Raw genomic sequence first — 16883 nt, forward strand, 5'->3', positions numbered from 1 at the left:
CCTCCGGGCTGGATAGGGTGGGAGACATCCTTGTACCGGCTGTGGACTCCCAGGAGCGGACCATGAACGTGGCGACCCAGGACGGCGGCGACGGCATGGCGGCCCGCACCTGGCCCGGCGTGCTGACCCCGCTTCTGCGGGGCGAGGACCTCGGCGCCGACGACACGGCGTGGGCCATGAACCGCATCATGAGCGGTGAGGCCACGGACGTGCAGATCGCCGGGTTCGCGGTCGCGCTGCGGGCCAAGGGCGAGACCGTCGACGAGGTCACCGGACTGGTCCGCGCCATGTACGAGCACGCCCACACCATCGAGGTGCCCGGCCGCACGGTCGACATCGTGGGGACCGGCGGCGACATGGCCAAGACGGTCAACATCTCCACCATGTCCGCGATCGTCGTCGCGGGGACGGGGGCCAAGGTCGTCAAGCACGGCAACCGGGCCTCCTCGTCGGCGAGCGGGGCCTCCGACGTGCTGGAGAAGCTCGGCGTCAACCTCGAACTCACCCCGCAGCGGGTCGTCTCCGTCGCGGAGGAGGCCGGCATCACCTTCTGCTTCGCCGTGAAGTTCCACCCCGCCCTGCGGCACGCGGCCAGGGCCCGCAAGGAGCTGGGGACCCAGACCACCTTCAACATCCTGGGCCCCCTCACGAACCCGGCCCGGGTGCGCTCCCAGGCCATCGGGGTCGCCGACCCGAAGATGGCGCCCATCGTGGCGGGTGTGCTGGCGGACCGGGGGAACTCCGCGCTCGTCTTCCGGGGCGACGACGGACTGGACGAGCTGACGACCACGGCGACCTCCAGGGTCTGGACCGTGCGCGACGGCACGGTCCGTGAGGAGCCCTTCGACCCACGCGACGTGGGTCTCGAACTCGTCCCCGTCGAGGCGCTGCGGGGCGCCGACGCGTCGTACAACGCCGATGTCGCCCGCCGGCTCCTCGACGGGGAGACCGGGCCCGTGCGTGAGGCCGTGCTCCTCAACTCCGCAGCCGCGCTGGTGGCGTTGGACCCGGGTGAGGGGACGCTCAACGAGCAGTTGGCGGCCGGGATCGCGCGGGCCGCGGAGTCCATCGACTCGGGCGGGGCCAAGCGCGCGCTGGAGCGCTGGGTGACCGCCAGCAACGCCTGAGAGCCTGTCGGGCACACGGTACGGTGTGAGCGGGGCGCAGTCCGGATCGCGGACTGCGCCCTTGCGCGTCGCCAGAGGTATGGCAAGATGCTGCGCAGGTCATGAGTGACAGCGACTACGGCCCCGGCCCGCTGTCCGGCAACCCTCCGTCCGTGGCGGGGTGCCCCGGGTGAAGACCAGGCCGCAGTCAGCGAGGTCTGCGGCAAGCGCGGACCCCTCGGCATCGCTGGATGCCACCCCTTGGGGTCCTGGTCCCAGGGAGCCTTCTGTGAGCAAGCGAATGCGATAGGGCGCGAAGCCCTCCTCCGCACACCCCTTTTCTCCTTCCTCTCCGCGCTGCCGCGTACCGCCGGCGCGAGATTTCGCCTGCCTCTCACGGGAGTTCGTCATGTCTGTCCCCACCGCTGCCGCCGACCAGACCATTTGTGCCCCGCTGCCTGTTCTGGGTGCCGATGTCACCGTTCCGCTCGTCACCGGTGGAGACGTCACGTACGCCGCCCTCGACTACGCCGCCAGCGCCCCGGCCCTCCAGCGGGTGTGGGACGACGTGGCCGCCTACGCTCCGTACTACGGAAGCGTCCACCGCGGTGCCGGATACCTCTCGCAGCTGTCCACCGACCTGTTCGAGACGAGCCGGACCACCGTCGCGGAGTTCCTGGGCTGCCGCGCCGACGACCAGGTGGTCTTCACCCGTTCGACGACCGACTCGCTCAACCTGCTGGCCGCCGCGCTGCCGGCCGGCTGCGAGGTGTTCGTGTTCGAGACCGAGCACCACGCCTCGCTGCTGCCCTGGCGGGACGCCCGGGTGACCTACCTCGACGCCCCGCGCACCCCGGACCAGGCCGTGGCCACGCTCGAGCGGGCCCTGGCCGGACGTGATCCCTACGGCCCGGCTCTGGTCTGCGTCACGGGCGCCTCCAACGTCACCGGCGAGCTGTGGCCGGTGAAGGAGCTGGCCGCGGCCGCCCACGCGCACGGGGCCCGGATCGTCCTCGACGCCGCCCAGCTGGCGCCCCACCACCCCGTCGACATCGCGGAACTGGACGCCGACTGGGTCGCTTTCTCGGGCCACAAGCTGTACGCCCCGTTCGGCTCCGGCGTGCTCGCCGGCCGGGCCGACTGGCTGCGGGACGCGGAACCGTACCTCGCCGGGGGCGGCGCCTCCCGCAAGGTGGCCCGGCGCACCGACGGGGGCGTGGACGTCGAGTGGCACACCACCGCGGCCCGCCACGAGGCCGGATCGCCCAACGTCATCGGCGTCTACTCCATCGCCGCCGCCTGCAAGGCCCTGACCGAGGCGGGCTTCGACCGGCTGGTCGAGCGGGAGCAGCAGCTCGTCACCCGGCTGCGGGAGGGGCTGGCCGGGGTCCCCGAGGTGAAGGTGCTCTCGCTGTTCGGCGACGCAGCCCCGAGGGTCGGCGTCATCTCCTTCGTGGTCGAGGGCTGGAACAGCTCGCACTTCGCCGCCGCGCTGTCCGCGGAGTACGGCATCGGGGTGCGCGACGGGCTGTTCTGCGCCCACCCGCTGGTGCGGACCCTGCTGGGCAGTGAGCCGCAGGACCCGGGCGAGTGCGGCGCGCCCGAGGCGGCGCCGGGGGAGAGGTCGCTCAACGCCATTCGGGTGAGTTTCGGGGCCGGGACGCCGGACGAGCACATCGAGCGGTTCCTGGGTGCGGTCCGGGAGCTCGTGACCTCGGGTGCCCGCTGGGCCTACCGCACCGAGGACGGCCGCTGCGTCCCGGACCGGGGTGCCTCCTCGCAGGTCTGAACCCGCTCCGCGAACGGCTCCGGCCGGGACGGGAGCTTCTCCTCGTCCCGGCCGGAGCCGTGCACCGCGTCTCAGGCGTCGAGGCCGATGGCGAACGCCGCCTCGAGGTCGTGCTGGGAGTAGGTCCGGAAGGCCACGTGGGTGTCGGTCGCCTCGACTCCGGGGATCTTGCTGATCCGGCCCGGGATGACGTCGGCGAGGTCGTCGTGCCTGGCGACCCGGACCATGGCGATCAGGTCGTACGTGCCGGTGACCGAGAAGACCTCGCTGACACTGTCCAGCGAGGCGATGGCCTCGGCGATCTCGGGGATCCGGTCCACGCTGGTTTTGATGAGAACGATCGCGGTGATCACGGCTGGCTTTCTCCCTCAGTGGCCGTGGCTGGTGGCTTCACTCTAGTACCACCCCGATAGCGGCCCCAGGCGTAGAGGAACCCCGCGGCGAAGCCCGCCACATGGGCCAGGTAGGCCACTCCCGGACCGCTTCCCGCGCCCTGGGCCGCGAGCCACTGGAGCACGAACCAGAAGACGAGCACGATCCACGCGGGAAAGCGCAGCGGCAGGAAGAAGAGGAACGGGAAGAGGCTGGTGACGCGCGCCCGGGGGAAGAGGTAGAGGAAGGCGCCGAGCACCGCTGAGATCGCCCCCGACGCCCCGACCAGGGTCTGATCCGAGCCCGCGTGCACGACCGCGTAGGCCACCAGCGCGAAGTAGCCGCACGCGACGTAGAAGAAGACGAACTCGGTCCGTCCCATGCGTTCCTCGGCCATGGCGCCGAACACGTAGAGGAAGAGCATGTTGCCGAGCAGGTGCAGCCAGCTGCCGTGGACGAAGAGCGCGGTCAGGGGCGTCAGTGCCGCGTGGGCGGAGCCGTCCAGCAGCTCGCTGGGGATCACGCCCCACCGCTCGAAGTACCCGGCCTGCGCGGCGAGGAGTGCGTCGCCCTCGCCGTGGGTGGGGTTGAACCCGGAGAGCGGGCTGATGAGGAACACCGCACAGCAGAGCGCCATCAGCCCGTACGTGACCGGGGCGCCGCCCGCGCCGGCCGCCGCACCGAGCTCCCGGGCCCGCTTCCGCCAGTCGCCTTCCCGCAGATCGATCACGTACAGAGCATGACGCACACGGTGAGAACGGGACAGACCGCCTCGCCGTGCCGGTGGGTATGCGCGAGGCCGTAGGGTTGCCGCAGGACATCCGCAGGACATCCGCAGTTCGACGGCGCACCGCGAGATCGAAGACCTGGGCACGCACGAGAGACTCGACGAAAGAGGACTCAACGATGACGACGGTTCCCCAGCCGACGGACGCGACCCGCTGGCGCTGCACGCTCTGCGGCAATCTCACCCGTTTCGACGTGACGCGCTCCTCGAAGGTCGTGGAGTACGTCCATCTCGACCTGGCCGGGGAGTCGAGTGTCGAGGAGCGGGAGGTGGTCAGTGAGACCATCGAGTCCGTGCGCTGCCGCTGGTGCAACGCGGTGGACCAGATCGAACTGGTCGACAGGCCGGGCGCCGACTCCTGACGGGGTCGTGCGGACCTACATATTGGGGTGATGGATGGTGGAGCAGCCGACAGGCGGCGCCGGACCGGCCGACGCGGCCGACGGCACCGCGGAGTCGCTCGACCGTCCGCTGCCCGAGGGCGTACGCCGCAGGGTGGTGGCGCTGGTCTCGGACGCCTTCGGCGGTCTGACGGTCGGCGAACTCCCCGCCCAGCTGAGGCAGTACGCCCGATTCACGCCGAGCAGGCGCGCCAAGTTCGCGGGCAACGCGATGGCGGCCGCCCTGGAGAGCGACCCGGCGTTCAGGCGGCGCATCGGCGAGCGGATCGGCCAGACCCAGACGGAGCTCGCCGACGCGCTGAAGTCCGGCGCGCCGCCCGCCGCCGCGGACCCGGTCGACGTGGCCGCCGCCGCGTACGTGCTGCGGCCGGCCGGCTGGGTCAAGCTGGTCGCGGCCGCGGGTGAGGAGGTCCAGCGGGCACACGCCGAGCGGGCCGACGAGGAGACCCGGCGCGAGCTGGAGCGGCTGCGCGAGGAACTCGACCGCGCCCGCGGCCAGACCAGGGCCGACACCGAGCGGCTGCGTACGGACCTGGACGCGTCCCGCAGGGAGAACGACTCCCTTCACCGCAAGCTCCGCAGCGCGCTCAGTGAGGTGAAGCGCGGGGAGGCCGCCCTGCGCAAGCTCGCCGCGGAGACGGAGACCGTGCGCGCCGAGACCGCCGCCCAGGTGTCGGGGGCGGAGAGCGAGACCCGGCGCCTCAAGGCACGGCTCGCCGAGGCGGAGGCCTCGGCCGAGGCGGGCCGCAGGGCCGCCAGGGAGGGCCGGTCGGTCGAGGACATGCGGCTGCGGCTGCTCCTGGACACCGTGCTGGAGGCCGCCCAGGGGCTGCGCCGCGAACTGGCCCTGCCTCCCTCGTCGATCCGCCCCGCCGACGGGGTCGAGGCGGTGGAGCCGGGCCGTATGTCCCCCAAGGACATTGCGGCCAGGGCGCTTTCGGAGACGGATCCGGCCCTGCTCGATCAGCTGCTTGCCCTTCCCCAGGCGCATCTCATCGTCGACGGCTACAACGTCACGAAGACCGGCTATCCCCAGATGCCCCTGGAGAAGCAGCGGTTGCGTCTTCTCGGCGGGCTCTCCGTCCTGGCGGCGCAGACCGGCGCCGAGATGACCTGTGTCTTCGACGGCGCCGAGCTGGCCGTCCCGGTCCTGCTGGCGCCACCGCGCGGCGTGCGAGTGCTGTTCAGCAAGGCGGGGGTGACCGCGGACGAGCTGATCAGGCAACTCGCCCGCGCGGAACCGCCGGGGAGGCCCGTCGTCGTGGTCTCCACCGACCGCGAAGTGGCCGACGGGGTCGCGAAGGCCGGTGCGAGACCGGTGGCGTCCGCCTTGCTCCTGAAGCGCCTTTCGCGCGTCTAGGGTGTCTTGAGTGGATTGGGCGACTTGCCGGATTTTGCGGAACGTACCGTCAAGTCATCGCTACACGCAGTGTGATGAAAGTAAAGAAGTGCCTGGTGTGGCGAGATTTTTCTTGTGAGGATTTGAACTGATCACAAGATGGTCACTAGGGTCAGGCCTCGAACCTTCGCACGGTTGATCGCCCACCAGGGGTGACGGCGAAGGAACCGCCGATTCCGTGATGTGCACGGAGCCGGGGATTCCGTCCCCCACAGCCCGGTAGGCGGCTCGAGGAAGAAGGAGCTCGCCTTCGTGGCGTCCCACCGTCGTCCCAAGCAGCCGAGCCGCACCCGCGTGACCGTGCTCACCGCGACCGCCGCCGCAGCTGTGGCCCTGACGTCCCAGGCCGCGCACGCCGACCCCAAGCCGACCAAGAGCGAGGTCAAGGCGAAGGTCGACAAGCTCTACCACGAGGCCGAGGAGGCCACGGAGAAGGCGAACGGCGCCAAGGAGCAGCAGGACAAGCTCAAGAAGCAGGCCGACGCCCTCCAGGACAAGGTCGCCCGCGGTCAGGACGAGCTGAACACCCTGCGCGGCGAACTCGGTTCGCTGGCCACGGCGCAGTACCGCTCCGGCGGCCTCGACCCCTCGGTCCAGCTGCTGCTCTCCTCGGACCCGGACAGCTTCCTCGACCAGGCATCCGCGCTCGACCAGCTGACGGCCAAGCAGGCCGAGTCGCTGCAGAAGATCCAGGCGAAGCAGCGCACTCTCGCGCAGCAGCGCAAGGAGGCGCAGGCCAAGCTCGCCGACCTCGACGACGTCCGCACCTCGCTGAACGAGAACAAGAAGAAGTACCAGGGCAAGCTCGCCGACGCGCAGAAGCTGCTCAACACCCTCACGGCCGCCGAGCGCGCGAAGATGGCCGCCGACGAGCAGCGTGCCAGCCGCGCGGCCGGTGACCGGGTCGACCTCGGCAACGAGGTTCCCGCGTCCGCCCGCGGCGCCGCCGCCCTCAGCGCGGCCGCCACGCAGCAGGGCAAGCCGTACGTCTCGGGCGGCACCGGCCCGAACTCGTTCGACTGCTCGGGTCTGACCCAGTGGGCCTACGCCCAGGCCGGCGTCCAGATCACCCGCACCACGTACACCCAGATCAACGACGGTGTCCGGATCGGCCGAAGCGCCCTGAAGCCGGGCGACCTGGTCTTCTTCAACAACACCTCGCACGTCGGCCTCTACGCCGGCAACAACCAGATCCTGCACGCCCCGAAGCCCGGCGCCGTGGTCCGCTACGAGTCGATGGACTACATGGGCACCTTCCAGTTCGGCGTCCGCGTCTGACGCCCGAACGGGCGAATCGCGGCACCCCCCGACGGCACCCCGCCCCACCGGAGACCACAGGTCACCGGTGGGGCGCCGTCGTTCCCGCACTCCCGTACCCCCGGCGTGGCCTTTGGTCAGGCCGTAGCCGTCCGATTACTGTCTGCGCTGCCGTGCAGCTCCCGTGCGTCGGTCCGCCCGCCCCGGGCGGCAGGGGCTGCGCACGTCTGCGAACAGCGGAAGGGAGTGCGGCTTCCTGTGGTGTCGCATCGCCGCCCCACCCGGCCCGGTCTCAACCGTGGCGTCCGGGCCACCGTCCTGTCGGCCGCCGCGGCCACCGCCGCCGCCACCCTGGGCACCGCCCCGGCGAGCGCCGGGCCGCAGGACTCCCACGAGACGGCGAAGGCCACCGTGGACCGCCTGTACGGGGAGGCCGAGCGGGCCACCGAGCGCTTCAACGCGGCCCGCGAGAGCCTCGGCCGGCTGCGCGGCCGGATCGACACGGCCCAGGACTCCGCCGCCCGCACGCAGGAGGAGATCAACCGGCTGCGGGCCTCCCTCGGCTCGATGGCGGGCGCGCAGTACCGGTCGGGCGGTATCGACCCCTCGGTCGCGCTGCTGCTCTCCTCGGACCCCGACACCTTCCTCGACCGGGCGGCCGCCCTCGACCGGGCCGGCGAGCGCAGTGCCGTGACCCTCCACAAGCTCCGCCGCGCCCAGCGCAAGATCGAACAGACCCGCGCGGAGGCCGCCGGAGCCCTGGCCGCCATGGAACGCGACCGGGCGGCCGTGGCCCGCCACAAGCGCACGGTGGAGGACAAGCTGGCCCGCGCCCGGCAGCTCCTGGGCGCCCTGCCCGCCGCGGACCGTGACGAGCTGGGCCGCTCCTCACGCTCCGGCCCCCACGGCGGCCTCTCCGCCGTCGCGGCGTCGGCCCGCGGCGCCGCGGCCCTCATGGCGGCGCGGCAGGCCCTGGGGCGCCCGTACGTGTGGGGTGCCAACGGGCCCGAGGGGTTCGACTGCTCAGGCCTCATGCAGTGGGCCTACGCCCAGGCCGGGGTGGGCCTGCCCAGGACCTCGCAGGCGCAGCGGTACGCGGGCCGCATGGTGCCCCTCGCGCAGGCCCGGCCCGGCGACCTGGTCGCCTACCGCGCGGACGCCAGTCATATCGGCATGTACGCCGGCGGCGGCCAGGTCATCCACGCGCCGTATCCCGGCGCCCCGGTCCGCTACGACCCCGTCGGCATGATGCCCGTCTCCTCGGTCACCCGCGTCTGACCGTACGATCGGCTGGATGGCTGTTCGGACGCAGGACGCGCGGCGGACACGGATCCGCGGACGGGGCACGGCAGGGGCCGTGCTCACCGTCCTGCTGCTCGCGCCCGCCTGCGCCGCCCCTCCGGACACCGCGGCAGGTCCCACCGCCCGGCAGGTCTCCGCCGCCCTGGACCGCCGTGCCGCGGCGGTCCTGGACCACGACGCGGACGCCTACCTGGCCGGGCTCGACCCGCGCGCCCCGTCCTTCCGGTCGTCCCAGCGAGCCGAACTGCGCAACCTCGCCGACGTGCCTCTGGAGTCGTGGGCGTACGAGGTGAAGGGGATCACCGGCGAGGGCCGGGACCGGGTCACCGCCGAGGTCGAGCTGCGCTACCGGATCAAGGACTATGACAAGGCGCCCATGTCCTCCTCCCGCACGGTGGAGCTGGTCCGCCGGGACGGTGGCGGGACCTGGTACATCGCCGCCGACCGGGCTGCGGAGGACGGCCCGGGACAGCTCTGGCAGCAGGGTGACGTCCAGGTCGTACGCGGCACGCGCAGCCTCGTCCTGGGGGTCGGGCGCCGGGAGGCGGAGCTGGTGCGCATCGCGGCCACCGCGGACACGGCCGTCCCGTCGGTCGCCGAGGCGTGGCCGGAGCCCTGGGCGGAGCGGGTGGTGATACTCGTCCCGAGGACCGTCGAGGACATGGCGGGGCTCCTCGGCTCACCCGTGGCGAGCTACCGGGGCATAGCGGCGGTCACCACCGGCGAGGTCGGCGGCAGTGGCAGGGCCCCCGCGGACCGGGTCGTCGTCAATCCGCAGGCGTACGGCATGCTCGGCGACTTCGGGCAGCGGGTCGTCCTCACGCACGAGACCACCCACGTCGCCACCCGCGCCCACACGTCGGCCGCCACCCCCGTCTGGCTCTCCGAGGGCTTCGCGGACCGGACCGCCTACCGCCACGAGACCCGCACCGCCCCGGAGCTCGCCCCGGAACTCACCGAGGCGGTCCGCCGCGGTGACCTGCCCGCTCGGCTCCCGGTGGACGAGGACTTCGGTTTCGACCAGGACGCCGCGAAGCTCGCGCGGGCCTACGAGGGCGGCTGGCTGGCCTGCGAACTCATCGCGCGGGACTGGGGCGAGGACAAGCTGATCGCGTTCTACAAGGCCGTGGGCAGCCGTTCCGGGCGGGACGGAGCGGTGGAGCACGCCATGCAGTCGGTCCTCGGCACGACGCCCGAGGACTTCACGGTGCACTGGCGGGACTATCTTCGCGCCCGGCTGGGCTGACCCGCTCCACCCCGGCGCGCCGGCGCTCACCCGGCACGGTCCCACGCCACAGCCGGCGCCCGGCGCTGACGGCGGCCACGACCAGCAGGCCGTTGCGGACGGCCATGAGGGCAACGCCCTCCGCGTCACTGGCGACCACGTGGGCGAATCCGAGCGGGAACTCCAGCAGCGTGACACCGGTGGCAACCAGGACGAGCCAGGCCGGCAGGCCCATCCGGCTGCCCCGGAACACCAGGCACACGGCGGCGACCCCGAGCGGCCAGACCATGTACTGGGGGCTGATCACACGGCTGGTCACGGTGAACAGCAGCACCGCCGTGAAGGCCGCGTCCGCCGGGGTGTGCACCGCGAACGTACGGGCGCGCAGCCGCCACACCAGCAGCCAGCCGAAGGCGAACACGCTCAGAGCCAGGGCCAGGGTGCTCACCAGGGCGACGTGCGGACCGGCGAACTCCATCGAGCCGTAGCGCAGCTCCACCCGGCCGCTCCAGCCGAACTGCCGGGCGACATGGAAGAACAGCGCCCCGAGCGACTCGATCTCCAGGCCCCGGTCCCGCTGGAACGCCAGGAAGGAGAACGCCCCCGGCAGAGCCACGGCCGCCGCGAGGAGCAGCACGCCGGCCGTCGCCGCCGCGGCGGACCAGGACCGCCGCGTCGCCCGCCCAGGCGCCGTGCCCACCAGCAGCAGCACCGGCCACACCTTCAGCAGTGCCCCGAAGGCGGCCAGGGCGCCCAGCGCCCGCGGGCGGCGTGCACCCGCCAGCAGCGCCACCACCGCCACCGCCGTCACCATCAGGTCGTAGCGGGCGTAGACGGTCGGTCCCAGCAGCGGCACCCCCAGCACCCACAGCCACACTCCGGCGCTCCCGCCACCCGGCCGGCCGGCCGCGCGGAGCAGCAGCCCCAGAACCAGCGCGTCACAGAGCAGCACGACTACGAAGAACGCGGAGGCGTAGTCCAGGAAGGGGAGCAGATCCGGGGAGAGCACGGCGAGCGCGGCAGCGGGCGGGTACTGCCAGGTGACGTCGTCCAGCGGATACGAACCGGCGTGGAACACCTCGTACCAGCCCCGGTAGATCGCCGAGACGTCGCTCGTCACGTCCGGGCCGGGCACCGTGAACACCTTGAACACGCAGAGCAGCAGTACCGCCCGGGTGAGGCCCCACACGGCGAGGGACAGACCCCGGGCCACCCGGTCACTCGTACCTGTCCTGACCGTCATGCACGCCATGATGCAGGCCCGGGCTGTGCGGGAGCCGTCAGGCAGGGCCGTCGGGCCGCCCGGTACTGTCGGCGTCGATGGACAAGACCTTGATCGTGACGAACGACTTCCCGCCCCGCCCCGGCGGCATCCAGGCCTTCCTGCACAACATGGCGCTGCGCATGGAACCGGGCCGTCTCGTCGTCTACGCCTCCACCTGGAAGCGGGGCGAGGAGGGGGCCGCGGCGACCGCGGCCTTCGACGCCGAGCAGCCCTTCACCGTCGTGCGCGACCGCACGACGATGCTGCTGCCCACCCCGAGGGTGACCCGCAGGGCCGTCCAGCTGCTGCGTGAGCACGCGTGCACGTCCGTCTGGTTCGGCGCGGCCGCCCCCCTCGGACTGATGGCTCCGGCGCTGCGCAGGGCGGGAGCGCGCCGGCTGGTGGCCACCACGCACGGCCACGAGGCGGGCTGGGCCCAGCTGCCGGCCTCCCGGCAGCTGCTGCGCCGTATCGGCGAGGGCACCGACACGATCACCTACCTCGGCGAGTACACCCGCTCCAGGATCGCCGCCGCGCTCACCCCGGACGCCGCGGGCCGCATGGTGCAGCTCCCGCCGGGGGTCGACGAGAAGACCTTCCACCCGGCCTCGGGCGGCGACCGGGTCAGGGCCCGCCTCGGGCTCACCGACCGTCCCGTCGTCGTGTGCGTGTCGCGGCTCGTGCCGCGCAAGGGCCAGGACACCCTCATCCTCGCCATGCCCGCCATCCTGGCGAAGGTGCCGGACGCCGTCCTGCTCGTCGTCGGCGGGGGCCCGTACGCCGGGCAGCTCAGGAAGCTGGCGGCCGAGACCGGCGTCGAGGACTCCGTGCGCTTCACCGGTCCGGTGCCCTGGGAGGAGCTGCCCGCGCACTACGGCGCCGGTGACGTCTTCGCGATGCCCTGCCGCACACGGCGCGGCGGTCTCGATGTCGAGGGCCTCGGCATCGTGTACCTGGAGGCTTCCGCGACGGGGCTGCCCGTGGTGGCAGGTGACTCGGGCGGTGCCCCGGACGCCGTGCTCGACGGCGAGACCGGCTGGGTGGTGCGGGGCGGCTCGGCCGAGGACTCCGCCGACCGGATCGTCACCCTCCTCGGCGACGCGGAGCTGCGCCGGCGCATGGGGGAGCGGGGCCGCGCCTGGGTCGAGGAGAAGTGGCGCTGGGACCTGCTCGCCGAGAAGCTGAAGACGCTGCTCTGAGCCCGTACGAGGAGGGCCCCGCACCGGCGGTGACCGGTGCGGGGCCCTCCTCGTACGGGTGCGGTTCAGGCGCGGTAGATCGACTCGACCTCGTCCGCGAAGTCCTTCGCGACGACGTTGCGCTTCAGCTTCAGCGACGGGGTGATGTGGCCCGCCTCCTCGGTGAACTGAGCGGCCAGCACACGGAACTTGCGCACGGACTCCGCCTTGGAGACCGCCGCGTTGCCGTCGTCCACGGCCCGCTGCACCTCGGCCAGCAGGTCGGGGTCCTCACGCAGCGACACGGCCGTCGACCCGGCCGGCTTGCCGTTCTCCTCGGCCCAGCGCGAGAGGAACTCCTCGTCGAGGGTGAGCAGCGCGCCGACGAACGGCCGTCCGTCGCCGACCACCATGCACTCCGCGACCAGCGCGTGTGCGCGGATGCGGTCCTCGATCACCGCGGGGGCGACGTTCTTGCCGCCCGCCGTCACGATGATCTCCTTCTTGCGGCCGGTGATCGCGAGATAGCCGTCCTCGTCGAGCGTGCCGATGTCGCCCGTGTGGAACCAGCCGTCGGCCAGCGCCTCGGCCGTGGCCGCGTCGTTCTTCCAGTACCCCGTGAACAGGTGCTCGCCGTGCAGCAGGACCTCGCCGTCGTCCGCGATCCGCACGACCGAACCCGGCAGGGGCTGGCCGACCGTGCCGATCTTCTGCCGGTCCCACGGGTTGAAGGCCGTCGCGGCACAGGTCTCGGTCAGGCCGTAGCCCTCCAGAACCGTGAAGCCGATGCCGCGGAAGAAGTGGCCGAGCCGCTCGCCCAGCGGCGCGCCGCCGGAGATCGCGTACTCCCCACGGCCGCCGAGCACGGCGCGCAGCTTGCTGAACACCAGCTTGTCGAAGACCTTGTGCTTGATCTTCAGGCCCACCGTGGGGCCCTGCGGCGTACCCAGCGCGCGGCTGTACGCGATCGCGGTGTCGGCCGCCCGGTCGAAGATCCTGCCCTTGCCGTCGGCCTGGGCCTTGGCGCGCGCCGAGTTGTAGACCTTCTCGAAGACCCGGGGCACCCCGAGGATGAGCGTCGGCCTGAACGAGGCCAGTTCCTCGGTGAGGTTCTTGATGTCCGGCACACAGCCGAGCTTGATCGGGGCCATCACCGAGGCGACCTCGACCAGCCGGCCGAAGACGTGAGCGGTGGGGAGGAAGAGCAGGACGGAGCACTCGCCGGTACGGAAGAGGGGCTTCAGCCGCTCCACGATGTTGCCGCACTCCGCGAAGAAGCTGCGGTGCGTCAGCACACAGCCCTTCGGACGGCCCGTGGTGCCCGAGGTGTAGACGATGGTCGCCGGATCGTCGGCCTTGGCGCTGACCATGCGCAGGTCCAGGGTCTCCTCGGAGACGGATGCGCCCGACGCGGCGAGCTCGGCGACCGCGCCCCGCTCGATCTCCCAGACGTGCTCCAGAGCGGGCAGCCGGTCGCGTACGGAGGCCACGGACCGCGCGTGCGCGTCGCTCTCCAGGAGGACGGCTACCGCGCCCGAGTCGCCGAGTATCCACTGGACCTGTTCGGCGGAGCTCGTCTCGTAGACCGGCACCGTGACCGCGCCCGCGCTCCAGATGGCGAAGTCGAGCAGGACCCACTCGAAGCGGGTGCGGGACATGAGCGCGACCCGGTCGCCGGGCCGGATGCCCGAAGCGATCAGGCCCTTGGCGGTGTCCTTGACCTCAGCGAGGAACTGCGTGGCGGTGACGTCCGTCCAGACGCCTGTCACCTTGCGGCTCATCACCGCGACATCGGGATGCTGAGCGGCGTTGCGGCGGATGAGATCCGTCAGGTTGCCGTCCGTAGGGACCTCGTACAGGGCCGGAAGGCTGAACTCGCGCAAGACTGCTGCTCCTCATCGGGCTCCGGTTCCACGACTCTGTGCGACTTACCGGATGCGGTCCAAGACTGGCAGATGCTCAGTGGGGTGAGCACGACTGGACTGGCCGGACGTTACCCACCGGTAGGCGATTCCGGAAAGGGGGTTCCGGCCAGATGTCTTATGCATCACACATATCGGGGGTCCTTCGGCGCACATTAGTCCACCCGTGTCCCGATCCGGAAGTAACCGCAGGTCCGGCGGGTTCTACCCACAGCGGCGGGCTGGGACCTAGGCTGATCTCCATGCGAGCCGGCGCGCCCCGAAATCGACACACGACCACCACTCGACGGACACGTGTGCACGTCGTCAGCGACGTCCACGGCCACACCGAGGCGCTGGCGCGCGCCGGAGACGGCGCGGACGCCCTGATCTGCCTCGGTGACCTGGTCCTCTTCCTCGACTACGCCGACCACTCACGCGGCATCTTCCCCGACCTGTTCGGCACGGAGAACGCACACCGCATCGTCGAGCTGCGCACCGCGCGGCGCTTCGACGAGGCACGCGCCTTCGGCCGCGAGCTGTGGGCCGGGCGGGACCGCAACGAGGCGATCCTGTCCGCCGTACGCAAGCAGTACGCCGAGATGTTCGCCGTCCTGCCCACCCCGACCTACGCCACCTACGGCAACGTCGACGTCCCGACGCTCTGGCCCGAATACGCCGAAGCCGGTACCACCGTGCTGGACGGCGAACGGGCCGAGATCGGCGGTCTGGTCTTCGGCTTCGTCGGCGGCGGCCTGAAGACCCCGATGAACACCCCGTACGAGATCAGCGACGAGGAGTACGCCGCCAAGGTCGAGGCGCTCGGACCGGTGGACGTCCTGTGCTCGCACATCCCGCCGGAGGTCCCCGAGCTGACGTACGACACCGTGGCCCGGCGCTTCGAGCGCGGCAGCGGCGCCCTCCTGGACGCCATCCACCGGACACGCCCCCGCTACGCCCTCTTCGGCCATGTCCACCAGCCGCTCGTCCGGCGCATGAGGATCGGCGCCACCGAGTGCGTCAACGTCGGCCACTTCGCCTCGACCGGCCGTCCCTGGGTCCTGGAATGGTGAGCGACACGGGCACCGGCCACGGACCGGGGCGCGGACGGAGCGGCCGTGCGCACGCGATAGCCTGCACACGGCAGGCCTCTGCCGAACGCGACCGGTACACCGCACTGGAGGGCCACGGCGATGGCTGAACACACCAGCTCGAGCATCACGATCGAGGCGGCACCGGCCGACGTCATGGGAGTGATCGCCGACTTCGACCGGTATCCGGAATGGACCGGAGAGGTCAAGGAGGCCGAGATCCTGGCCGTCGACGACCAGGGCCGCGCCGAACAGGTCCGGCTCGTCCTCGACGCCGGTGCGATCAAGGACGACCACGTCCTCGCCTACACCTGGAACAGCGAGTACGAGGTCGGCTGGACCCTGGTGAAGTCCCAGATGCTGCGCGCGCTCGACGGCAGCTACGCGCTGGCGCCCCTCGGTGAAGGCGACCGTACCGAGGTCACCTACCGGCTCGCCGTCGACGTCAAGATCCCGCTCCTCGGCATGATCAAGCGCAAGGCCGAGAAGGTCATCATCGACCGCGCCCTCGCCGGGCTCAAGAAGCGCGTCGAGTCCGTCTCCAAGGCCTGATCACGTGCGTACGGTCCTCGTCACCGGCCCCGGCGGCGCAGGCCGTACCACCGTCGCCGCGGCGACCGCGCTGGCCTCGGCCCGCGACGGCCGCCGCACACTCCTCGTGTCCGCCGACGCCGTGCCCGCCCTGCCCGCGGGCGCCGAACCCGCCGAGGCCGCCGAACGGCTCGACTGCGTCCGTATCGACGCGGCCGCACACTTCCGTGCCGAGCTCCTCGACATCCAGGAGCGCGCGTCCGGAGTCCTCGACCTGCTCGGCGCCAACCGGCTCGACGGCGAGGAACTCACCGAGCTGCCGGGCAGCGCGCAGCTCGCCGTCCTGCACACCCTGCGCCGCGTCACCGAGGGCGACTGGGCGCAACGCGGCTACGACGTGCTCGTCGTCGACCTGCCCCCGCTGCCCGAGGCCCTCGCCCTGCTCGCCCTGCCCGGGCAGCTCCGCCGCTACCTGCGCCGCCTCCTGCCCCGCGAACGCCAGGCCGCCCGCGCCCTGCGCCCGGTGCTGGCCCAGCTCGCCGGGGTCCCCATGCCCGCGCGGTGGCTGTACGAGGCCGCCGCCCGCAAGGACGCCGAACTGGCCTCGGTACAGGCCCTGTTCGAGGACAAGGCGACCACAGTGCGCCTGGTCGCGGAGCCCGGGGAGGCCGCCGCGGAAGCGTTGCGCACCGCCCGTACCGGACTCGCGCTGCACGGCCTGCGCGTCGACGCGCTCGTGGCCACCCGGGTCCTGCCCCGCCACTCCGGCGACCCCTGGTTCGCCGGTCTCGCCGCGCTCCAGGAGAAGTGCCTGGACCACTGGCAGCAGGAGTGGGAACCCGCGACGCCCGTGCGCGAGACCGCCCACCTCGGCCACGAGCCGCGCACGGCCGACGACCTGGCCGCCCTCGCCGGGGCCTGCGCGCCGGACGACCGGGCACCGGGACACGCCGGGGACCCGTGGTGGACGGAGCGCGCCGACGACGGGGTCATCTCCTGGTGCCTGCCGCTGCCCGGCGCCGTCAAGCAGGACCTCAAGCTCGTCCGCCGCGGCGACGAACTCCTCCTCACCGCAGGCCCGTTCCACCGGATCGTCGGCCTGGAGTCAGCCCTGCGCCGCTGCACCGTCTCGGGGGCCGCCCTGACCGACGGCGTCCTGCGTGTCCGGTTCACACCGGACCCCGCGCTCTGGCCCCGTACACGATGAACGGAATACCACCGTTCGGGTACCGTCGGTAGTACGTGGCCCCCACGGTCACGAAGCAACCGCGTCGCAGGAG

General features: G+C 72.1%; 15 protein-coding genes and 1 riboswitch. Of the genes, 11 read left to right on the forward strand and 4 right to left on the reverse strand.

The genetic code is table 11. The features are described from left to right. Positions 1-62 precede the first annotated feature (62 nt). Positions 63-1127: an anthranilate phosphoribosyltransferase gene (gene trpD, locus OG206_RS23840; RefSeq protein WP_327119368.1), complete on the forward strand. Its 1065-nt coding sequence runs from the start codon at positions 63-65 to the stop codon at positions 1125-1127. Positions 1128-1224: 97 nt separating this feature from the next. Next, positions 1225-1342, forward strand: a riboswitch (SAM riboswitch). A 173-nt stretch (positions 1343-1515) separates the two neighbouring features. After that, positions 1516-2895 carry an aminotransferase class V-fold PLP-dependent enzyme gene (locus OG206_RS23845; RefSeq protein ID WP_327119370.1) on the forward strand — a complete coding sequence of 460 codons (1380 nt, stop codon included), beginning with the start codon at positions 1516-1518 and terminating at the stop codon, positions 2893-2895. Positions 2896-2966: 71 nt separating this feature from the next. Here the strand turns inward: OG206_RS23845 and OG206_RS23850 are convergent, their stop codons facing one another. Together OG206_RS23850 and OG206_RS23855 are read right to left on the reverse strand one after the other, a co-directional pair. Further along, a complete protein-coding gene (locus OG206_RS23850; protein ID WP_145802057.1) occupies positions 2967-3248 on the reverse strand; it encodes an Lrp/AsnC family transcriptional regulator in 282 nt (93 codons plus the stop codon). Further along, a complete protein-coding gene (locus tag OG206_RS23855; RefSeq protein WP_327119373.1) occupies positions 3245-3997 on the reverse strand; it encodes a rhomboid family intramembrane serine protease in 753 nt (250 codons plus the stop codon). The genes OG206_RS23850 and OG206_RS23855 overlap by 4 nt, the downstream gene beginning before the upstream one ends. Before the next feature lie 176 nt (positions 3998-4173). Between OG206_RS23855 and OG206_RS23860 the strand changes: the two genes are divergently transcribed. From OG206_RS23860 to OG206_RS23880, 5 genes are all read left to right on the forward strand, one after another. After that, positions 4174-4416 (forward strand): hypothetical protein, encoded by a 243-nt coding sequence (locus tag OG206_RS23860; RefSeq protein WP_018555472.1) that lies wholly within the window; start codon positions 4174-4176, stop codon positions 4414-4416. Positions 4417-4453: 37 nt separating this feature from the next. Continuing rightward, positions 4454-5815: an NYN domain-containing protein gene (locus OG206_RS23865; protein ID WP_327119374.1), complete on the forward strand. Its 1362-nt coding sequence runs from the start codon at positions 4454-4456 to the stop codon at positions 5813-5815. Between the two features lie 291 nt (positions 5816-6106). Next, on the forward strand, positions 6107-7132 hold the full coding sequence (locus OG206_RS23870; protein ID WP_327119375.1) for a C40 family peptidase: 1026 nt from the start codon (positions 6107-6109) through the stop codon (positions 7130-7132). A 237-nt stretch (positions 7133-7369) separates the two neighbouring features. After that, positions 7370-8389 (forward strand): C40 family peptidase, encoded by a 1020-nt coding sequence (locus tag OG206_RS23875; protein ID WP_327119376.1) that lies wholly within the window; start codon positions 7370-7372, stop codon positions 8387-8389. 16 nt (positions 8390-8405) lie between these two features. Beyond that, positions 8406-9659, forward strand: coding sequence for a hypothetical protein (locus OG206_RS23880; protein ID WP_327119378.1), 1254 nt, complete (start codon positions 8406-8408; stop codon positions 9657-9659). Here OG206_RS23880 and OG206_RS23885 read toward each other — a convergent pair. Continuing rightward, positions 9616-10881, reverse strand: coding sequence for a glycosyltransferase 87 family protein (locus OG206_RS23885; protein WP_327119380.1), 1266 nt, complete (start codon positions 10879-10881; stop codon positions 9616-9618). The genes OG206_RS23880 and OG206_RS23885 overlap by 44 nt on opposite strands. Positions 10882-10958: 77 nt before the next feature. On the opposite strand from OG206_RS23885, the gene OG206_RS23890 reads away from it, so the two are divergent. After that, the gene (locus OG206_RS23890) at positions 10959-12101 is read left to right on the forward strand and encodes a glycosyltransferase family 4 protein (RefSeq protein WP_327119382.1); all 1143 of its coding nucleotides are present in this window, start codon (positions 10959-10961) and stop codon (positions 12099-12101) included. A gap of 65 nt (positions 12102-12166) precedes the next feature. On the opposite strand, the gene OG206_RS23895 is transcribed toward OG206_RS23890, so the two are convergent. Beyond that, positions 12167-13963 (reverse strand): AMP-dependent synthetase/ligase, encoded by a 1797-nt coding sequence (locus OG206_RS23895; RefSeq protein WP_327119384.1) that lies wholly within the window; start codon positions 13961-13963, stop codon positions 12167-12169. Between the two features lie 281 nt (positions 13964-14244). On the opposite strand from OG206_RS23895, the gene OG206_RS23900 reads away from it, so the two are divergent. The 3 genes from OG206_RS23900 to OG206_RS23910 all read left to right on the forward strand — a co-directional run bounded on the left by OG206_RS23900 (position 14245) and on the right by OG206_RS23910 (position 16810). Further along, a complete protein-coding gene (locus OG206_RS23900) occupies positions 14245-15054 on the forward strand; it encodes a metallophosphoesterase family protein (protein ID WP_327119386.1) in 810 nt (269 codons plus the stop codon). Between the two features lie 120 nt (positions 15055-15174). Next, on the forward strand, positions 15175-15624 hold the full coding sequence (locus OG206_RS23905) for an SRPBCC family protein (RefSeq protein ID WP_327119388.1): 450 nt from the start codon (positions 15175-15177) through the stop codon (positions 15622-15624). A gap of 4 nt (positions 15625-15628) precedes the next feature. Then, a complete protein-coding gene (locus OG206_RS23910; protein ID WP_327119390.1) occupies positions 15629-16810 on the forward strand; it encodes an ArsA family ATPase in 1182 nt (393 codons plus the stop codon). Positions 16811-16883: the final 73 nt, after the last annotated feature.

The organism is Streptomyces sp. NBC_01341 (genome assembly GCF_035946055.1).
Taxonomy (GTDB): Bacteria; Actinomycetota; Actinomycetes; order Streptomycetales; family Streptomycetaceae; genus Streptomyces.

Coding starts and splice junctions, on each gene's coding strand:
- OG206_RS23880 (WP_327119378.1), top strand. CDS start 8,406: ATGGCTGTTCGGACGCAGGACGCGCGGCGGACACGGATCCGCGGACGG.
- OG206_RS23845 (WP_327119370.1), top strand. CDS start 1,516: ATGTCTGTCCCCACCGCTGCCGCCGACCAGACCATTTGTGCCCCGCTG.
- OG206_RS23885 (WP_327119380.1), bottom strand. CDS start 10,881: ATGACGGTCAGGACAGGTACGAGTGACCGGGTGGCCCGGGGTCTGTCC.
- OG206_RS23860 (WP_018555472.1), top strand. CDS start 4,174: ATGACGACGGTTCCCCAGCCGACGGACGCGACCCGCTGGCGCTGCACG.
- OG206_RS23890 (WP_327119382.1), top strand. CDS start 10,959: ATGGACAAGACCTTGATCGTGACGAACGACTTCCCGCCCCGCCCCGGC.
- OG206_RS23905 (WP_327119388.1), top strand. CDS start 15,175: ATGGCTGAACACACCAGCTCGAGCATCACGATCGAGGCGGCACCGGCC.
- OG206_RS23900 (WP_327119386.1), top strand. CDS start 14,245: ATGCGAGCCGGCGCGCCCCGAAATCGACACACGACCACCACTCGACGG.
- trpD (WP_327119368.1), top strand. CDS start 63: ATGAACGTGGCGACCCAGGACGGCGGCGACGGCATGGCGGCCCGCACC.